16 protein-coding genes are annotated in these 18,077 nt (G+C 73.9%); 7 read left to right on the top strand and 9 right to left on the bottom strand.

Going from position 1 to position 18,077, the window contains the following annotated elements; genetic code table 11:
* Positions 1-58: 58 nt before the first annotated feature.
* From IE313_RS02245 to pdhA, 3 genes are read right to left on the bottom strand one after another with little or no spacing between them, the layout of a single operon-like run.
* Positions 59-1,837, bottom strand: coding sequence for a dihydrolipoamide acetyltransferase family protein (locus IE313_RS02245; protein WP_229924288.1), 1,779 nt, complete (start codon positions 1,835-1,837; stop codon positions 59-61).
* The gene (locus tag IE313_RS02240; RefSeq protein ID WP_189929115.1) at positions 1,837-2,871 is read right to left on the bottom strand and encodes an alpha-ketoacid dehydrogenase subunit beta; all 1,035 of its coding nucleotides are present in this window, start codon (positions 2,869-2,871) and stop codon (positions 1,837-1,839) included. The genes IE313_RS02245 and IE313_RS02240 overlap by 1 nt, the downstream gene beginning before the upstream one ends.
* Entirely contained in the window at positions 2,868-4,037 is a 1,170-nt protein-coding gene (gene pdhA / locus IE313_RS02235) for a pyruvate dehydrogenase (acetyl-transferring) E1 component subunit alpha (RefSeq protein WP_189929292.1), read from the bottom strand. Before pdhA ends, IE313_RS02240 begins: the two co-directional genes overlap by 4 nt.
* Before the next feature lie 471 nt (positions 4,038-4,508).
* Here pdhA and IE313_RS02230 point away from each other — a divergent pair, with 471 nt between their 5' ends.
* Entirely contained in the window at positions 4,509-4,964 is a 456-nt protein-coding gene (locus IE313_RS02230; protein ID WP_189929291.1) for an Lrp/AsnC family transcriptional regulator, read from the top strand.
* 110 nt (positions 4,965-5,074) lie between these two features.
* Here IE313_RS02230 and IE313_RS02225 read toward each other — a convergent pair whose 3' ends face one another.
* Positions 5,075-5,665, bottom strand: a complete 591-nt coding sequence (locus IE313_RS02225) for a TetR/AcrR family transcriptional regulator (protein ID WP_189929114.1) — start codon at positions 5,663-5,665, stop codon at positions 5,075-5,077.
* Positions 5,662-7,188, bottom strand: a complete 1,527-nt coding sequence (locus IE313_RS02220; protein ID WP_189929113.1) for a 3-hydroxyacyl-CoA dehydrogenase — start codon at positions 7,186-7,188, stop codon at positions 5,662-5,664. The genes IE313_RS02225 and IE313_RS02220 overlap by 4 nt, the downstream gene beginning before the upstream one ends.
* A gap of 199 nt (positions 7,189-7,387) precedes the next feature.
* Here IE313_RS02220 and paaN point away from each other — a divergent pair, with 199 nt between their 5' ends.
* Positions 7,388-9,079 (top strand): phenylacetic acid degradation protein PaaN, encoded by a 1,692-nt coding sequence (paaN, locus tag IE313_RS02215; RefSeq protein ID WP_189929112.1) that lies wholly within the window; start codon positions 7,388-7,390, stop codon positions 9,077-9,079.
* A 45-nt stretch (positions 9,080-9,124) separates the two neighbouring features.
* Here paaN and IE313_RS02210 read toward each other — a convergent pair whose 3' ends face one another.
* The 3 genes from IE313_RS02210 to IE313_RS02200 all read right to left on the bottom strand — a co-directional run bounded on the left by IE313_RS02210 (position 9,125) and on the right by IE313_RS02200 (position 12,349).
* Positions 9,125-9,925 (bottom strand): TrmH family RNA methyltransferase, encoded by an 801-nt coding sequence (locus IE313_RS02210; RefSeq protein ID WP_189929111.1) that lies wholly within the window; start codon positions 9,923-9,925, stop codon positions 9,125-9,127.
* Between the two features lie 151 nt (positions 9,926-10,076).
* Entirely contained in the window at positions 10,077-11,432 is a 1,356-nt protein-coding gene (locus IE313_RS02205; RefSeq protein ID WP_189929110.1) for an HTTM domain-containing protein, read from the bottom strand.
* Positions 11,429-12,349, bottom strand: a complete 921-nt coding sequence (locus IE313_RS02200) for a DUF5819 family protein (protein WP_189929109.1) — start codon at positions 12,347-12,349, stop codon at positions 11,429-11,431. Before IE313_RS02200 ends, IE313_RS02205 begins: the two co-directional genes overlap by 4 nt.
* A gap of 757 nt (positions 12,350-13,106) precedes the next feature.
* Here IE313_RS02200 and paaA point away from each other — a divergent pair.
* The 5 genes from paaA to IE313_RS02175 all read left to right on the top strand — a co-directional run bounded on the left by paaA (position 13,107) and on the right by IE313_RS02175 (position 17,302).
* A complete protein-coding gene (gene paaA / locus IE313_RS02195) occupies positions 13,107-14,132 on the top strand; it encodes a 1,2-phenylacetyl-CoA epoxidase subunit PaaA (RefSeq protein ID WP_189929108.1) in 1,026 nt (341 codons plus the stop codon).
* Positions 14,129-14,515: a 1,2-phenylacetyl-CoA epoxidase subunit PaaB gene (gene paaB / locus IE313_RS02190; RefSeq protein ID WP_373316893.1), complete on the top strand. Its 387-nt coding sequence runs from the start codon at positions 14,129-14,131 to the stop codon at positions 14,513-14,515. Before paaA ends, paaB begins: the two co-directional genes overlap by 4 nt.
* Positions 14,512-15,318, top strand: a complete 807-nt coding sequence (gene paaC, locus IE313_RS02185; RefSeq protein WP_189929107.1) for a 1,2-phenylacetyl-CoA epoxidase subunit PaaC — start codon at positions 14,512-14,514, stop codon at positions 15,316-15,318. The genes paaB and paaC overlap by 4 nt, the downstream gene beginning before the upstream one ends.
* A gap of 203 nt (positions 15,319-15,521) precedes the next feature.
* Entirely contained in the window at positions 15,522-16,139 is a 618-nt protein-coding gene (locus IE313_RS02180; RefSeq protein ID WP_189929289.1) for a PaaD-like zinc ribbon domain-containing protein, read from the top strand.
* On the top strand, positions 16,139-17,302 hold the full coding sequence (locus IE313_RS02175; protein ID WP_189929106.1) for a 2Fe-2S iron-sulfur cluster-binding protein: 1,164 nt from the start codon (positions 16,139-16,141) through the stop codon (positions 17,300-17,302). The genes IE313_RS02180 and IE313_RS02175 overlap by 1 nt, the downstream gene beginning before the upstream one ends.
* Before the next feature lie 394 nt (positions 17,303-17,696).
* Here IE313_RS02175 and IE313_RS02170 read toward each other — a convergent pair whose 3' ends face one another.
* Positions 17,697-18,026, bottom strand: a complete 330-nt coding sequence (locus tag IE313_RS02170) for a rhodanese-like domain-containing protein (protein WP_189929288.1) — start codon at positions 18,024-18,026, stop codon at positions 17,697-17,699.
* Positions 18,027-18,077 lie beyond the last annotated feature (51 nt).

Genomic DNA, 18,077 nt, shown 5'->3' with positions numbered 1-18,077 from the left:
GAGTGCCCGCGCGATCTTTGCCACCCCCGCACCGGCCACCGCCTGGCCGAGAACCGCGTCACAGGCTGCGCAGCAGTACCGCGGGTTGCTCCACGCAGTCCGTGACGAAGCGCAGAAAACCGGAGGCCGTGCCGCCGTCGCACACCCGGTGGTCGAACGTCAGCGAGAGCTGGACCACCTGGCGCACCGCCAGCTCCCCCTGATGCACCCACGGTTTGGCCGCGATCCTGCCGATACCGAGCATCGCCGCCTCGGGATGGTTGATGATCGGGGTGGAACCGTCCACACCGAACACGCCGTAGTTGTTCAACGTGAAGGTGCCGCCGGTGAGTTCTCCCGGGGTGAGCGTGCCCGCGCGAGCCGCCCCGGTCAGCCGGCCCAGCTCCCCGCTCAGCGACTCCGCGTCCCTGGTGTGGGCGTCCCGGACCACCGGCACCACCAGGCCCCGATCGGTCTGCGCCGCGAAGCCCAGGTGCACCTCCTCGAACCGGACGATCTCGCGGGCCTCGGTGTCCACCGTGGAGTTGAGCTCCGGGTAGCGGGCCAGCCCGGCGGTGCATATCCGGGCGAACAGCGCCAGGACGGAGATCTTCGGCCCCTGCACGGCGTTCATCGCCGCGCGTGCGGCCAGCAGCTCCGTGGCGTCGGCGTCGACCCAGCAGGTCGCCTCCGGTATCTCGCGGCGGCTGCGCGCCATCTTCTCGGCGACGGCACCGCGCACACCCCGCAGCGGCACTCGCACGCCGGCACGCGACTCGGCACGCGCGGCCCCTGCCGCCTGCCCCGCTCCTGCCGCACTGCCCCGCACCGTCGGACCGCCGGGCGCAGGAGCCGTGCCGGGCGCGGGGGCCTCGGCGGGAGCCGCCGCGGTCGCCCTGCCGGTGGTCTCGGCGGGTACGGCGGTCCGGCTGCCGGGGCCCCCGGTGAGCGAGAGGGCGGCCGTGCCCGGTGCCGCCTGCGCCCGTGCCGCGGCACGCACCGCGTACTCCACGTCCGCACGCATGATCAGTCCATCGGGGCCCGAGCCGGCCAGTTCACGCAGGTCGAGGCCATGCTCGCGGGCCAGTCTGCGCACCAGGGGCGAGATGACGGGCACGGGCCCGCGCGCTGCCGTCAGGTCCGACTGCCGCACCCTGCGGCGACGCGCCGGAGCGGCCGCGGTGCCGTACCCGACGAGGACGTTCCCCGAGCCCTCCTCGGCGGCGGCCGGCTGCGACGCGCCGCCCGCCCCGCCCTGCTGCGGGCCGGGCCGCGCCGCCCGTCGACCGTCCCCGCCTGCCGTACTGCTCGCGGGGGGCGAAGCCTCGCGCCCCGGCCCGCCCGGCGGCCGCGCGCCCGACCCTGCCGCGGGCCGCGCTCCGGCGGCACCCCGGACGGTGCCGTTCCGCGTGCTCCGGTCGCCGCCCGCCCCGCCCTGGGTGCTCTCATCCGCCGCCCGCGGCCCCGCAGCCGCGTCCCGCGGCGCCCCCTGGGCCCGGCCGCCGTGCTCGGCGGCCCCGGCCGGCGCCTCCGCATGCTCCGCGGTCCGACCGCCCCGCGCGGCACCGCCCGATCCCGCCGTGCCGCCCTCGCCCGGCCGGTCCACCGCGACGGTCAGCAGCGGCGCGCCCACGGGCAGCTCCGTGCCCTCCTCGCCGAAGCGGGCGGTGACCACACCGCCGTAGGGGCAGGGCACCTCGACCATGGCCTTGGCGGTCTCCACCTCGACCACGGGCTGGTCGACCGCGACGACATCGCCGACCTCCACCAGCCAGCGGACGATCCCGGCCTCGGTGAGCCCCTCCCCCAGGTCGGGCAGCCTGAACTCCAGGCTGTGCATGTCAAAGGCCTGCTCCATCAGCCCTCAGCCTCCCACTGCAATCGCGCCACCGCGTCCAGGATCCGGTCGACCCCGGGCATATGGTGCCGCTCCAGCATCGGCGGCGGAAAGGGGATGTCGAAGCCGGCCACCCGGAGCACCGGAGCCTCCAGGTGATGGAAGCAGCGCTCCGTGACCCGCGCGGCGATCTCCCCACCCGGGCCGCCGAAACCACCCGATTCGTGTACCACGACCGCTCGGCCGGTGCGCCGCACCGACGCACAGACCGTCTCGTCGTCGAACGGCACCAGGGAGCGCAGATCGACGACTTCGAGGTCCCATCCCTCGGCCCGCGCCGCCTCGGCCGCCTCCAGGCAGACGGGGAGCGAGGGCCCGTAGGTGATGAGGGTCGCGCTGCGGCCCCTGCGGCGCACGACCGCGCGGCCGATCGGTTCAACGGCCGGCGGACTGCTCGGGTTCCATTCCGCCTTGGACCAGTAGAGGCGCTTGGGTTCCAGGAAGACCACCGGGTCGTCGGAGGCGATGGCGGCCCGCAGCAGGCCGTACGCGTCGGCGACCGTCGCGGGGGTGACGACGTGGAGGCCGGGGGTCGCCATGTAGTAGGCCTCGGAGGAGTCGCTGTGGTGCTCCACACCGCCGATGCCGCCGCCGTACGGCACTCGGACGGTGATCGGCAGCGGCATGGCTCCCTTGGTGCGGTTGCGCATCCGCGCCACGTGCGACACCAACTGCTCGAAGGACGGATAGGCGAACGCGTCGAACTGCATCTCGACCACCGGCCGCAGCCCGTACATCGCCATGCCCACCGCCGTGCCCAGGATGCCGGCCTCGGCGAGCGGGGTGTCGGTGCAGCGGTCGTCGCCGAACTCCTTCGCGAGGCCGTCGGTGATCCGGAAGACACCGCCCAGGGTGCCGACGTCCTCGCCCAGCACATGGACGGACGGATCCTCGGCCAGTGCGTCCCGCAGCGCCCGGCGGAGCGCCTGCGCCATCGCGACCGGTTTGACGGCGGGCTCGGCGGGCGCGGTCCCGGTGGTCTGCTCGGTGATCATCGCCCCGTCCCCTCCGTGTCGTCCGCCTCTTCCGGGCCTCTCTCCGCAGGGCCCTCCTCCTCGGCCGCCAGCTCGGCGCGCAACTGCGCGGCCTGCTCGCGCAACTGGCTGGTCTGCTCGGCGAAGACGTGCGTGAACAGCTCCATCGGGTCGAGCTGCGGGTCCTCGTTCAGGTGGGCGCGCAGTGCGGCGGCCATCGCCTCGGCCTCCTCGCGCACGGCGGCCCTGCCCTCCTCGTCCATGAGGCCCCGATCCGCCAGTGCCCGCTCCATCAGGGCGATCGGATCGTGCGCACGCCAGGCCTCCACCTCCGAGTCGGTGCGGTAGCGGGTGGCGTCGTCGGCGTTCGTGTGCGCGTCCAGGCGGTAGGTGACGGCCTCGACGAGGGTGGGACCGCCGCCCTCGCGCGCGCGGCGCACCGCGGAGTCCAGCACCTCGTACACCGCAAGGGCGTCGTTGCCGTCCACCAGGCGGCCCGGCATCCCGTAGCCGACGGCCTTGTGGGCCAGCGACGGGGCGGCGGTCTGCTTGGCGAGCGGGACCGAGATCGCGAAGCCGTTGTTCTGCACCAGGAAGACGACGGGGGCCTGCCAGACGGCGGCGAAGTTCAGCGCCTCGTGGAAGTCGCCCTCGCTGGTGCCGCCGTCGCCCACCATGGCGAGCGCGACCACGTCGTCACCCTTGAGGCGGGCGGCGTGCGCGACGCCCACGGCGTGCGGGAGCTGGGTGGCAAGGGGGGTGCACAGGGGGGCGATGCGGCACTCGCGGGGGTCGTATCCCGTGTGCCAGTCGCCGCGCAGCAGCGACAGGGCCTGCGCCGGGTCGAGGCCGCGGGCGACGGCGGCGAGCGTGTCACGGTAACTGGGGAAGAGCCAGTCCTGGTCCTTCAGCACCAGCGCTGCGGCGACCTCGCACGCCTCCTGACCGGTGCTCGACGGATAGACGGCGAGCCGGCCCTGGCGGGTGAGGGCGGTGGCCTGTGTGTTGTACCTGCGCCCGCGGACCAGGTGGGCGTAGAGACTGCGGAGCAGGGCCGGGTCGGCCGTGCGGGCGGCGTCCGTGCCCAGGGCGCGGTAGGGCTCGGGGTCGGGCAGCAGCGGGGCGGGGTCCGTGCGCGGCTGCCAGGCCGGCGGCGGGATCGGCCGGTGCGCACCGGGCTGCTCCATGACGGGCGTGCTGTGCCTCTTCACCGCGTGCACCTCCTCGTGAACGGATCTCCTCGTGGGAGCGGCGGAGGCGGTGCACGGTGGGCACGCCTCACCTACCGATTGTTCGGTCGACAGGGGCATTTTGGCTACAGGCACCCTCAGCCTGTGGACAAACGGTTCTCCACAGCCTGAGATGGATGCAGTGCGTCCATGCTGGAGAGGCGGGGGGACATGGCATCTGAACGAATGGCCGGGGAGCCCGCGCAGGAGCGCCGGACGACGGCGCCGCACCGGCAGGAGCCGCCGGGGGGCGCGCAGGAGGGAACCGCGCACGGCCCTGGGCCGCAGGCGCCTGCGCGTGCGCTGGACGCGCTGGGCCGGACGGGAGACGCCTCGCCGGGCCCCGGGCGGCCCCGGCGGCCCGAGGCACCGCCCCGGCCCCCCGGGCCCGAGGCACCGCCGCGGCAGGACGACGACGGTGCCCCGCAGGTGCCGCCGCCGCGCCCGCTGGACGCCATCGACCGCGACATCCTCCAGATGCTCCAGGCGGACGGCCGCGCCTCGATACGATCCGTGGCCGAGCGGGTGCACGTCTCGCGGGCCAACGCCTACGCCCGTATCAACCGGCTCATCGAGGACGGCGTGATCCGCGGCTTCGGAGCCCGGATCCACCACGAGCGGGCGGGGCACGGCGCTTCGGCGTACATCACGCTCAAGATCGTGCAGAACACCTGGCGCACGGTGCGCGACCAGCTCGCCGCGCTGCCGGGCGCCTCCCACATCGCCCTGGTCAGCGGCGACTTCGACGTCCTTCTGCTGGTGCACACCCCGGACAACAGGGCCCTGCGCGAACTGGTCCTCACCAGGCTCCAGGCCATCCCCGAGGTGCTCAGCACCCGCACGCTGCTGGTCTTCGAGGAGGAGGACCTGGAGCAGGAGATCTGAGCGCGCGGGCGGCGTGCACCGACCCCGGGGCGGCCCGGCTGCGGGGCGGCCCGGCTGCGGGGCGGCCCGGCTGCGGGGCGCCCGCAGCGGCGTCGTCCTGCCGCGGTGCCTCAGCCCTCGCCGCGCAGTCCGGCGAAGACCAGGCGGACCACGGTGTCGGCGAGCCGCCCGTCGCCCGCGTCGCGGCCGTCGGGCCGGTACCACTCGACGATCGAGTTGATCATTCCGAAGACCAACCGGGTGGCGAGCCGGACTTCGACGTCCGCCCGCACCTCACCGTCGGCAGCCGCCTCCCTGAGGAGCCTGGCGACCTGGTGGTCGAACTCCCTGCGGCGCTCCAGCGCCCAGCGCTCCGTGGCGGTGTTGCCGCGCACGCGCAGCAGCAGCGTGACGTAGGGCAGCTCGGCGGTGAGCACCTCGACCATGCGCCGGGTGACGTACTCCAGCCGTTCCACGGCGCGCCCCCCGCGCGCGTGGTCCTCGTCCAGGATCCCGAAGAGCTCGTCGAGCGCACGGCTGACGGCCCGCCGCAGCAGTTCCTCCTTGCCGGAGACGTGGTGGTATATCGACGACTTGGAGATGCCCGCGGCCTTGGAGAGGTGCTCCATGGAGGTGCCGTCGTAACCGCGTTCGTTGAAGACGGTGACCGCGACCGCGAGCAGCGAATCCGGTGTGTAGGTGTCGCGCCTGGCGGTCGTCATGAGAGCCCCTGCTTGTCGGCGAGATGCGAGCGGTGCGCGAGCGCGAGGCTGGCACCGTAGCGTCCGCCGGGATAGGCGGCGTGCAGATTCTGCAGCGTCTGCCGCACCCACCGCACCCCCAGCTCGTCGCACCATTCCAGCGGTCCGCGCGGGTAGTTGACGCCCAGCTTCATCGCGGTGTCGATGTCCGTGCGGTCCGCGACCCCGCGGGCCTGCGCGTCCAGGGCGAAGTCGACCAGCATGGCGACCGTGCGGCCCACGATCATGCCCGGTGCGTCCGCCACGACGCTGACCTTCTTGCCGAGCTTCTGGAAGAGGCCGATCGCCGCGCGGACGTCCCCGGGGCCGGCGCCGGCACCCGGGGCGAGCGCCACGCGCGTGCAGGTGCGGTAGTTCAGCGCCAGGTCGAGGCGGATGGCGGGGCCTGCTGCGTCGCCGGTGGCGGTGTCGCCCTCGGTCACGGTCAGCCGGGTGCCCCCGGGAAGCGTGAGGGCGGACTGCGCCACGGCCGGCGAGCGCTCGCCGGTGAGACGCACACCGGACTCCTCCAGCAGGCCCACGACGGCCCTCAGGGGGCTCTCGGGTCCGGCGAGCACGCCGACCTCGGCGGGCGCCTGGCAGGGCTCCGCGGTGTGCGGGCGGGCGGGTTCGGCGTCCTGCGCGTAGTCGTACCAGCCGTGGCCGGACTTGCGGCCGAGCCTGCCGGACTCCACGAGGCGGCGCTGGGCCGGCGACGGGGTGAACTTGGGGTCGTGGAAGAAGGACTCCCACACGGAGCGGGTGACGGCCTCGTTGACGTCCTGACCGATGAGGTCGGTCAGCTCGAAGGGGCCCATCCGGAAGCCGCCGCTCTCCCGCAGCACGGCGTCGATGGTGGCGGGGTCGGCGGCACGCTCCTCGTACAGGCGGAAGGCCTCCGCGTAGTAGGGGCGGGCTATGCGGTTGACGATGAACCCCGGGGTGTCCGCGCAGCGGACCGGTGTCTTGCCCCACGACCGGGCGGTGTCGTACGCGCGCGTGGCCGACGCCTCGTCGGTGGCGACGCCGGAGACCACCTCCACGAGCGGCAGCAGCGGTGCCGGGTTGAAGAAGTGCAGGCCGACCAGGCGCCCGGGGACGCGCAGCGCGCCGCCGACGGCGGTGACGGAGAGGGAGGAGGTGTTGGTGGCGAGCAGGCACGCGTCGTCGACGACCTCTTCCAGCTCGCGGAAGAGCGCCTGCTTGGCGTCGAGCCGCTCGACGACCGCCTCGACGACCAGAGCGGCGCCGGCGAGCGCGGCCAGGCTGTCCGCCGTCTCCAGGCGGGCCAGCGCGGCGTCCCGGTCCGTCGTACTCAGGCGGCCCTTGCCGACCAGCCGCTCCAGCCGGGCGGCGATCGCCTCCCCGGCCTCCTCCGCGCGGCCGGGCACCGCGTCATGGAGCCGTACGGGATGGCCGGCCAGGAGCGCGACCTGGGCGATGCCCTGGCCCATGGTGCCGCTGCCGACGACCGCCACAGCGCTCTTCCGGTCGATTGCTGTCATGCTCACGATCCTCCCGCACCGGGTTTTCCACAGGTTCGCCGGACCCCTCTTGTCCCGACCGATCGTTCGGTTACTCTAACCATGTCGGCCCGTTCGCCGTCCACGATCGCGCACCGGGGCGCTCCGCGCCCGCCCAGATCCCGTCCTACCCAGCCCGCCGGTTCGACGCGGAACCGGCGCGAGGAGGAGTTGGTCCCTCATGGCCGCCGCACTCACCGAGTCCCAGCTCACCGCCCGTCACCGGCCCACCCTCGACCAGGCCCTGAAGACCATCGGCACACGCGCGTACTGGTCCCCCCACCCCGAGCACCCCAAGGCCTACGGGGAGCAGGGCACCCTGGGCCCGGCGGAGGGCAAGGCCGCGTTCGACGCCCTCCTCGGCACCCGCCTCGACCTGGACCAGCCGGGCACCGACGGCTGGGTGGGCGCGGAGACCTCGCCGTACGGAGTGGAACTCGGCGTCACCTACCCGCACCCGGACGTGGACGTCCTGCTGCCCGCCATGGGCGCCGGGATGCGCGCCTGGCGCGCGGCGGGCCCGGAGCTGCGCGCGGCGGTCTGCCTGGAGATCCTGTCCCGGATCAGCGCCCGCACCCATGAGTTCGCGCACACGGTGATGCACACCAGCGGTCAGGCATTCATGATGGCGTTCCAGGCCGGCGGGCCGCACGCCCAGGACCGCGGCCTGGAAGCGGTGGCGTACGCGTACGCGGAGCAGACCCGCACCCCGGACACCGCGGAATGGACCAAGCCCCAGGGCAGGCGCGACCCCCTGACCCTCCAGAAGCGCTTCACCCCGGTCCCTCGCGGCATCTCCCTGCTCATCGGCTGCAACACCTTCCCCACGTGGAACGGCTACCCGGGCCTCTTCGCCTCCCTCGCCACGGGGAACGCGGTCCTGGTCAAGCCGCACCCGCGCGCGGTGCTGCCGCTCGCCCGCACCGTCCAGATCGCCCGCGACGTGCTCGCCGAGGCGGGCTTCGACCCGAATCTGGTGGCCCTGGCCGCCGAGCGGCCCGGCGAGGGCATCGCCAAGACCCTGGCCGTGCGCCCCGAGATCAGGATCATCGACTACACGGGCTCGACGGCCTTCGGCGACTGGCTGGAGGTCCACGCCCACCAGGCCCAGGTGTACACGGAGAAGGCCGGGGTCAACACGGTAGTCATCGACTCCACCGACGACTACCGGGGCATGCTGGCCAACCTCGCCTTCTCCCTCTCCCTGTACAGCGGCCAGATGTGCACCACCCCGCAGAACCTGCTCATCCCGCGCGCGGGCATCTCGACGGACGCCGGACCCAAGTCCTTCGACGAGGTCGTCACCGACCTGGCGGGCGCGATCGAGTCCCTGCTGGGCGACGACGCCCGGGCCGGCGGCCTGCTGGGCGCGCTGGTGAACCCGGAGGTGAGGGCCCGCCTGGAGGCCGCTCCGGACCTGGGCGAAGTAGCCCTCGCCTCCCGGAAGATCGATCACCCCGAGTTCCCCGACGCCGCGGTCCGCACCCCGCTGATCGTCAAGCTCGACGCCGCCAGGCCGGACGACCTCGCCGCCTGCCAGAGCGAGTGGTTCGGGCCCGTGTCCTTCGCCGTCGCGGTCGACTCCGCCGAGGCGGCCGTTGACCTGCTGCGGCGCACGGTCCGCGAGCGCGGCGCGATGACCGTCGGCGCCTACACCACCTCGGAGGAGGTGGAGAGGGCCGTGGAGGAGACCTGCCTGGAGGAGTGCGCCCAGCTCTCCCTGAACCTGACGGGCGGTGTGTACGTCAACCAGACCGCCGCGTTCTCCGACTTCCACGGCTCCGGCGGCAACCCCGCGGCGAACGCGGCCCTGTGCGACGGCGCGTTCGTGGCCAACCGGTTCCGGGTGGTGGAGGTGCGCCGGGAGGTGTAGGCCCGGGCGGGGGTAGGGCCGGGGCGCCGGGCCCCGGCTGTCCCGCTACCCGCCCAGTGACCAGTGGTAGAGCGCCATGGCGACGCTGGTGGCCAGGTTGTAGCTGGAGACCTGGGGGCGCATCGGCAGCGCGACCACACGATCGGCCCTCGCCCGGAGCCCGTCGGACAGGCCGGTGCGTTCGGACCCGAAGGCGAGCAGGGCGTCGTCCGGGATCACCGTCCCGCGGATGTCCTCGCCCTCGGCGTCCAGGGCGATGACCGGACCCTCCGGCAGCTCGTCGACGTCCATGCGGGCCACGGCGGTCGCGAAGTGCAGGCCGGCGCCGCCGCGCACGACCGCCGGGTGCCACGGGTCGAGCGGCCCCGTGGTGATCACTCCGGTCGCGCCGCAGCCGGCCGCGAGGCGGATCACGGCCCCTGCGTTGCCGAGGTTGCGGGGCTGGTCGAGAACCACCACGGGCGCCGTGCGCGAGCGACGCGACAGCGCTTCCAGGTGGGCGCTGCGGGCGGGCCGCACCGCCAGTGCCGCGACCCCGGTGGGGTGCAGCCGGGGCACCAGGGAGCGCAGGGTGTCCGCCGGAAGCTCCACCAGCCGGTCGGCAAGCGCAGGCCCGACGTCCGGCGCGAGGTCGTCGGCCAGGGCGAGCGCGGCCGGCAGGTCGCAGGTCAGCGCCACCACCGGCGCCGCGCCGAAGCGCAGGGCGTGCTTGACCGCGTGGAAGCCGTCGAGGAGCACGGCATCGGCGTCCTCCGCGGCCTGCCGCCATGCGCGTACGGCATGGGCGGCCCGCTCGGCCGCCGCCCCGGCGCCGCCGGCCTCGGCACCGTTCTCCCGTACCCGCATCAACCCGTCTCCCGTCCCGGGGCCCGCGCCGCTCCTCGGCCCCGCCGTCCGGTCCTTGCGTGCAGCGTACGTGCGGTGGCCGGGTGCCGGGCGGCGAGGGCCGCGGGGGTCGCGGGAACGGGCGACGGGGCGGCGGGGCGGCGGGGCGGGCTCAGACGTGTCGGCCGCGGGCGCCGGCCGGGCTCAGCGGTGCACCCGGAGGCGGCTCGCCGGGTCCGCCGTCCCCACCTGCGCCGTCCGCCCGCGGAAGGCCCGCCGCCGGGCGCCGGGTACGGGGGGACAGCCGGCCCGACGCGCGCGTCGCCCAGCTCCCCAGCGACCGCAGGAACGACGTCGGCAGGAACACCGAGTCCGCGGCGATCATCGCCAGTGAGAAGAACGGCAGACCGAGCGTGACGGCGATGACGGTGTGCTCAATGATCATGGCCACCAGAAGCACGTTCTTGACCCTCCGGTTGAAGAGGGTGAAGGGGAAGGCCACCTGGACCATGACCGTCCCGTAGGTGATGACCATGACGACGAGCCCATGGGCGGAGAGCTGGTCGGACAGGGCGGGCCAGGGTGAGAAGTAGTCGAGGTGCAGGGGGTAGTAGACGGCGGTGCCGTCCTCCCAGCGGCTGCCCTGGATCTTGTACCAGCCCGCCGTGGCGTAGATCAGGCATGCCTCGGCCATGATCACGAGCAGCCCCGCGTTGTGCGCCAGATTGGCGATGACGTCGAGCAGCAGCCGCAGTTGGTCGCGGGCCGGGCCGCCGGCGGACGGCGAGCCGCCCAGGGCAGCGGCGGGAGCGGCAGGAGCGGCAGAACCGGTGAGAGCGGTAGGAGCGACGGTGGCCGTCTCGCGGGCCGCCCGCCGGTCCGCGATCCACCACAGGCCGTGCACCGCCCACAGACCCCAGAAGACCAGCATCCAGCCCGTGCTGAGAAAGCCCCGTCCCGACACCACCGCCAGCACCAGGCCGAGCAGCGCCCACAGCACGGGACCGACCGCGTCCGCACGAAGCCGTGCCCCACGCGCGCGTGCCCGCGCGCTGCGCCGCCTGCGGCGGGCGTCCAGGGACCAGACGGCTCCGCAGCGGGTGAACACCAGGTAGATCGACATCAGATGGATGACGTTGTCGCCGCCGTCGCTCACGAAGATGCTGCGGTTCTCCAGGGAGAGCACGCCCACCATGAAGAGCACCGACACGGCGCGGGTGTGCCAGCCCAGCAGCAGCAGGGCGGCGGAGACCACGGCCAGGGCGTAGACGACCTCGAACCAGACCTGGCCGTCGGTCCATATGAGGGCGGTGAAGGCGCCGTTGCCGTCGATCAGTTCACGCGCCATGGACCAGCTCCACGGGGCGTCGGGCCCGTACAGCTCCTGGCGGTGCGGGAACTCCCGCAGCAGGAACAGCAGCCAGGTGGCCGAGAAGCCGATGCGGATCACGGCGGACTGGTAGACGCCCAGGGGCGCGGCGGTGATGCGGTTGATCCCGCGCGCGAGCCACACTTCGATGCTGGTCACCGGGGGTTCGCCTCCGTCTCGGCGTCCTGGGGGCCGGCGGCCGCTGCGGCGTCCGACGGCAGGTCGCCGGCGCTGACCGGCCACCAGGAGAGGGTGCGGTAGAAGGGCTTGGTGCTCGTTCGGCCCTCACCGCTCCACACGGGAGGCTGCACGTTCGTCGTCATGGAGCGGACCTGGACGCTCACGACCGTGTCCTTCGCGCCCTTTCCGCCCACGCCGACGCGGCTGAGCCGCAGCGCCATGATGCGGCGCAGGTAGCCCTCGGAGAGCTTGCCGCGGGTTCCGATGGGGCGGTTCCGGTTGTCGTGCGAGGACACGAAGAAGTCCCAGGCCCTGCGGAGTTCGTTCTGCTGGGTGTGGCTGGGCAGCGGGTTGCCGTCGATGGCCGCGCCGTCGAGCGCGGAGAAGTTGTACCACCCGGTGGTCCGCATGTCCCCGGAGGCGGTGCGCACCTGGGCGCGCGCCTCCACGGCTATGTTCTGCTGGAGCGGGTTGGGCGCGAACAGTTTCCAGTTCTGTTCGAACTCCGGCAGGACCCAGTCGTTCACCACCTGACCGTGCTGCTTGGTCATGGTGTTCGCCGGGGCCACGTGCAGGAAGACGAGCAGCAGGTGCACGCAGACGACGATCCCGATGGCGGCCAGGGCCACGGCGGAGACCACCTGGTAGCGGAAGGAGAGTCCGTTGATGCCGGTGCCGGGTGCGGACGGGCCCGCGGGGGGCGCATGGCCGACGGGGGCCTCGTGGCCGACGGGGGAAGCGTGGCGGCCGACGGGGGGAGCCGGGTCCTCGACCTCGTGCCCTTCGCCGCCGTGCGCCTGGTCCGCCGCGCGGGTCGTGCGGGTCGCTTCCAGGGGGCGCGCTGAGGGGGTGGCGCGCGCCGTGCTTGCACCGGGCGCCGTAATGCCGGGCTGCACGCCCTCTGCCGGAGGCACCGCCGCCGACCCCGAATCCGGCTCCGGGCCCGGGCCCGCGTCGTCCCCCCGCGTCCTTGCGCCGTCCCCATACGCCCCCACGCCGTGTCCGTGCGTTCCCACGCCGTTCCCGTGCGTTCCCACGCCGTCCGCCGACGGCAGCGCCTCGTCCCTCGGGGGTGTTGCGTCGTCCGGGCCCCCGCCCGGGCCGTGATCCGCGGACTGCTCTCTCGGGCCGGGGGATGCCTCGGCGGCCCCGGGCACGGCGGGCCGCCGTGCACCGGGCCGTGAGTTCGTTCGCTCGTCGTACGAGTCCATTCCGTCCCGTTCCCGCTTCCCGTTCCGGTCGGTTGCGCCATGGCCGTCCCCCGGCCGGGTACCAGGGGACGTGCGCGCCCGCCGCGGCCGCGGCCCCTGCCGGTGCACGCGCCTTCGCACACGGCCGCGCGGCCGCGATCGCACGAGCACGGTACTCACCTCGGCCCCTCGGCGCAGGGCGCCTTGAGGTTATCCACAGGGTTGACACGTTATGGAATCGCGACTCACCATGGGGGTGGCTGACCGAACGATCGGTCGGGACATCGGAACCGGATCGCGCGCCGGTGCGCCCCGGGCCGCGAGCCCATCGCGCCTGCCGCGCCGAAAGCCGACGGCAGACCGCGCCGGGCGCCGGTCGGGTCCGGTCCTGTCGGGTCGGCGGTGGACGGGCAGCCGCATGTGCGGGCAGCCGTGGTAGGAGTCGGGAGTCGAGGGGATCGGCATGAGCACAGCATCTGTGCAGCGGACATCCGGGGCGGGGCAGGACCAGGCCCCGCGGCCCGGCTCCGGCGCACCGGACACGGCCGCGCTGGAGGCCGTCTTCGACGCGGCCGTCGCGGCGGACGAGCGCATCGAGCCGCGCGACTGGATGCCCGACGCCTACCGCAGGACGCTGGTGCGCCAGATGGCCCAGCACGCGCACTCCGAGATCATCGGCATGCAGCCCGAGGCCAACTGGATCACCCGCGCCCCCTCCCTGCGGCGCAAGGCGATCCTGATGGCCAAGGTCCAGGACGAGGCAGGGCACGGCCTCTACCTCTACTCGGCCGCCGAAACCCTGGGCACCGGTCGCGACGAGCTGCTCGACAAGCTCCACTCCGGCCGCCAGAAGTACTCGTCGATCTTCAACTACCCGACGTTGACCTGGGCCGACGTGGGCGCCATCGGCTGGCTGGTGGACGGCGCCGCCATCACCAACCAGGTCCCGCTGTGCCGCTGCTCCTACGGCCCGTACGCCCGCGCGATGATCAGGATCTGCAAGGAGGAGTCCTTCCACCAGCGCCAGGGATACGAGCTGCTGCTCGCCCTCAGCCGCGGTACCGAGGCCCAGCACGCCATGGCCCAGGACGCGGTGAACCGCTGGTGGTGGCCCTCGCTGATGATGTTCGGCCCGCCCGACGACGAGTCGGCGCACTCCGCGCAGTCCATGGCCTGGAAGATCAAGCGCCACTCGAACGACGAGCTACGCCAGCGCTTCGTGGACATCTGCGTACCGCAGGCCGAATCCCTCGGCCTCACCCTTCCTGACCCGGAGCTGACCTGGAACGAGGAGCGAGGACACTACGACTTCGGGCCCATCGACTGGGCCGAGTTCCGCCAGGTCCTCGCCGGCCAGGGCCCCTGCAACGACCAGCGCATCACCCAGCGCCGCCGGGCGCACGAGGAAGGCTCCTGGGTGCGGGAGGCCGCCGCGGCTCACGCCCGCAAGCACAGCGGTGTCCGCACGGAAGGCGAGGCGGCGGCATGACCGGAACACCGGAGCAAGGGCACCAGGAAGCCGCGGGCGCGGCGGCCCCGGGCCCAGGCGCGGGCGCGGGCCCAGGCGCGGAAGCGGGCAGCGGCCGGACCGCCGGGGAGTGGCCGCTGTGGGAGGTCTTCGTACGCGCGCGCCGCGGCCTGTCCCACACCCACGCGGGCAGCCTGCACGCTCCCGACGCGGAGCTGGCCCTGCGCAATGCGCGCGACCTCTACACCCGGCGCGGTGAGGGCGTCTCCATCTGGGTCGTCCCCTCCGCCGCCGTCACCGCCTCCTCCCCCGACGAGAAGGACCCGTTCTTCGAGCCCTCCGCGGACAAGCCGTACCGCCACCCGACCTTCTACGAGATCCCGGAAGGGGTGAGGCACCTGTGACCGCCACCGCGGAGACCGCACCCGTCCTGGCCCTCGGTGACGACGCCCTGGTGCTCTCGCACCGGTTGGGGGAGTGGGCCGGGCACGCCCCCGTACTCGAGGAGGAGGTCGCCCTCGCGAACATCGCCCTCGACCTCCTGGGCCAGGCCCGCGTCCTGCTCTCCCTCGTCGGCGACGAGGACGAGCTGGCCTACCTCCGCGAAGAGCGCGCCTTCCGCAACTGCCAGCTCGTGGAGCAGCCGAACGGCGACTTCGCCCACACCATCGCCCGGCAGCTCTACTTCTCCACCTACCAGCACCTGCTCTACGCACGGCTCGCCGCCGCGGGCGACGGTTCCGGGCCGCTCGCCGCGCTGGCCGCCAAGGCGGTGAAGGAGGTCGCCTACCACCAGGACCATGCCCGGCAGTGGACCCTCCGCCTCGGCGACGGCACCGACGAGAGCCACCGGCGGATGCAGCGGGGCTGCGAGAGCCTGTGGCGGTTCACCGGCGAGCTCTTCCAACCGCTGGGGGGCGCGCAGGGCCCGGCGGAGGACGTGCGGCCGGGCAGCCGGCCCGGCGGTGTCGGGGACGGCGGCCTCGGGGACGGCGGCCTCGTGGTGGACTGGGCCGCCCTGGAGGCCGACTGGCTGTCGTCCGTCACGGCCGTCCTGGAGGAGGCCACCCTCTCCGTGCCCGACGGCCCGCGCCGGGGAGCGTGGAGCGCGGGAGCGGGTCGGCAGGGGGTGCACACCGAGGCGTTCGGGCGGATGCTCGCGGAGATGCAGCACCTGCACCGCAGCCACCCGGGAGCGTCGTGGTGAGCCGCAGCCACACGGAGGGCATCCGGCACGCCCACGCCGACGGCACCCCTCAGGAGGGAGCACCGACGGCAGACGGGCGGACGACGGAGACCGGGGGGCAGCAGGCGGAGACCGGGGGGCGGACGGCGAAGACAGGTGGGCGGACGGCGGAGGCAGGTGGGCGGACGGGCGTTCCGGCACGGCCGGACGGCGCCGCGACAGCGCTGGAAGCGGAGCTGCACAGGCTGGCCGGCGCCGTCCCGGACCCTGAGCTGCCGGTGCTCAGCCTGGAGGAGCTGGGCGTCCTGCGCAGCGTTCAGGTCCTCGGTCCCGACCGGGTCGAGGTCGTGCTGACGCCCACGTACACCGGCTGCCCGGCGGTCGAGACCATGGCGACGGACATCGAGCGCGTGCTCCACGCCCACGGCATCCCGCAGGTGAGCGTCCGCCGCGTGCTGTCACCGCCCTGGACGACCGACGACATCTCGCAGGAGGGCCTGCGCAAACTGCGGGAGTCGGGGATAGCCCCGCCCCGCACCCGGCATGCCGCGGGACCGGTCCCGGTGTCCCTCGGTCCGACCCGTACGCGCCCCGGCTCGTCGGCGGGCGGGGGCTCGTCGGCGGGCGGGGGCTCGTCGGCGGGCGGCGCTTCCGCCCCGGGTCGCCGGCCCGGGCACCCCTGCGGGCCCCACGGCACGGCCGCGGTGCCCAAGGCCGTGCGGTGCCCGCACTGCGGTTCCGCGGACACCGAGCTGCTGAGCCGGTTCTCGTCGACGGCCTGCAAGGCGCTGCGGCGCTGTCTGGCCTGCCGGGAGCCGTTCGACCACTTCAAGGAGTTGTGATGGCCCGCTTCCACCGGCTGCGCGTGGCAGCGGTCGACCGGCTCACCGAGGACTCCGTGGCCCTCACCTTCGCCGTACCGCCCGGCCTGCGCGAGGAGTACCACCACGCCCCCGGCCAGCACCTCGCCCTGCGCCGCACCGAGGACGGCACGGAGATACGCCGCACCTACTCGATCTGCTCCCCGGCCCCGGTGCCCGGCGGCGAGGGACCGCGCACGCTGCGGGTCGGCGTACGCCTGGTGGCGGGCGGTGCCTTCTCGACGTACGCCCACAAGGAGATCGCCGCCGGGGACGAGTTGGAGGTCATGACCCCCTCCGGACGTTTCACGCTGGATCCGGCGCCCGGTCTCTACGCGGCGGTGGTGGGCGGCAGCGGCATCACACCGGTGCTGTCGATCGTCACCACCCTGCTCGAGCGCGCCCCGGGCGCACGGTTCTGCCTGGTCCGCAGTGACCGCACCGCGGCGTCGACGATGTTCCTGGAGGAGGTCGCGGATCTGAAGGACCGCTTCCCTGAGCGTTTCCAGTTGGTGACGGTGCTCTCGCGCGAGGATCAGCAGACGGGCCTGCCGTCCGGGCGGCTCGACCGTGAGCGCCTGGCCCGGCTGCTGCCCGCGCTGCTGCCGGTGGACGAGGTGGCGGGATGGTTCCTGTGCGGGCCGTTCGGCCTGGTCCAGGGCGCGGAGCGGGCACTGCGCGGGCTGGGTGTGCGGCGGTCCCGTATCCACGAGGAGATCTTCCACGTGGACGACGACCGGACGGCCGCCGCCGCAACGGCACCGTCCACCACCGCAACGGCACCGTTCGTCATCGCGACGGCACCGTCCGCCGCGGCCACGGCGGCAACGGCCGGGTCACCGTACTCGGCGCACAGCTCCGCGCCGGTGCGGAGCACGGTGACCGCACGGCTCGACGGCCGCTCCGGCTCCTGGCCCGTACGGGAGGGCGAGTCCCTGCTGGAGGCGGTGCTGCGCAATCGTCCGGACGCCCCGTACGCCTGCAAGGGCGGGGTCTGCGGCACCTGCCGCGCCTATCTGGTGGCGGGCGACGTGCGTATGGACCGCAACTTCGCGCTGGAGCCGGAGGAGACGGAGGCCGGTTACGTGCTGGCCTGCCAGTCCCGTCCGGCCACGGAGCGGGTGGAACTGGACTTCGACCGCTGAGGACGCCCGGCGCCCGGCCGCCCCCGGACGCGGACGGTGGTAGCCGGTCGCGAGCGGTGGAGGCCGGGTCGCGGGCGGGTCGCACCCGGCCCCGGAGGGCGCGGGGCCCCTGGCCCGCGGGCGCAGCGAGGCGTCTCGGGCGCCTCCAGACGTCTCGGGCGCCTCCAGGCGTCTCGGGTGGCGAAACTGCCCCCGCGGTTGCGGCCGGTCCCGAATCCCGGGCCGTGGGTCCGGCTCGGAGCCGCCCGGAGGAGGGCAGGGGCCGGCTCATCGGTCACACGCGGCACCGGCACCGTGGTCCCAGGCACGGTGCCGGTAGACCGGGCTCAGCCTGAGCGCCCTCAGCGGGCCCAGCGGGCAGCGCGGGCCCAGCGGGCCGCGCGCCAGTGCCGGGTCAGATCACTGTCCCCGGCTGTCCCTTGTCGTCCACCACCGGACGACCGGACGCCTCCCAGGACACCATGCCGCCGTCGACGTTCACCGCGTCGACGCCCTGCTGGGTGAGGTACATCGTCACCTGCGCCGAGCGGCCGCCGGACCGGCAGATGACGTGCACCTTGGCGTCCTGCGGGGCCGCCTCGGTGAGCTCGCCGTACCGGGCCACGAACTCGCTCATCGGGATGTGCAGCGCACGCTCGGCGTGGCCCGCCTCCCATTCGTCGTCCTCCCGGACGTCCAGCAGGAAATCCCCGTCAGCGAGCTCGCCGACCCTGACCGTAGGCACACCAGAACCGAAATCCATGATGTGACGCTACCCGAACCGAGCAGTCATCCG

The sequence above is a fragment of the Streptomyces sulfonofaciens genome, assembly GCF_014656295.1.
GTDB classification, from domain to species: domain Bacteria; phylum Actinomycetota; class Actinomycetes; order Streptomycetales; family Streptomycetaceae; genus Streptomyces; species Streptomyces sulfonofaciens.
Note: the sequence above shows the minus strand (reverse complement) of the source record. Positions and strands in the feature narration are given on the sequence as shown.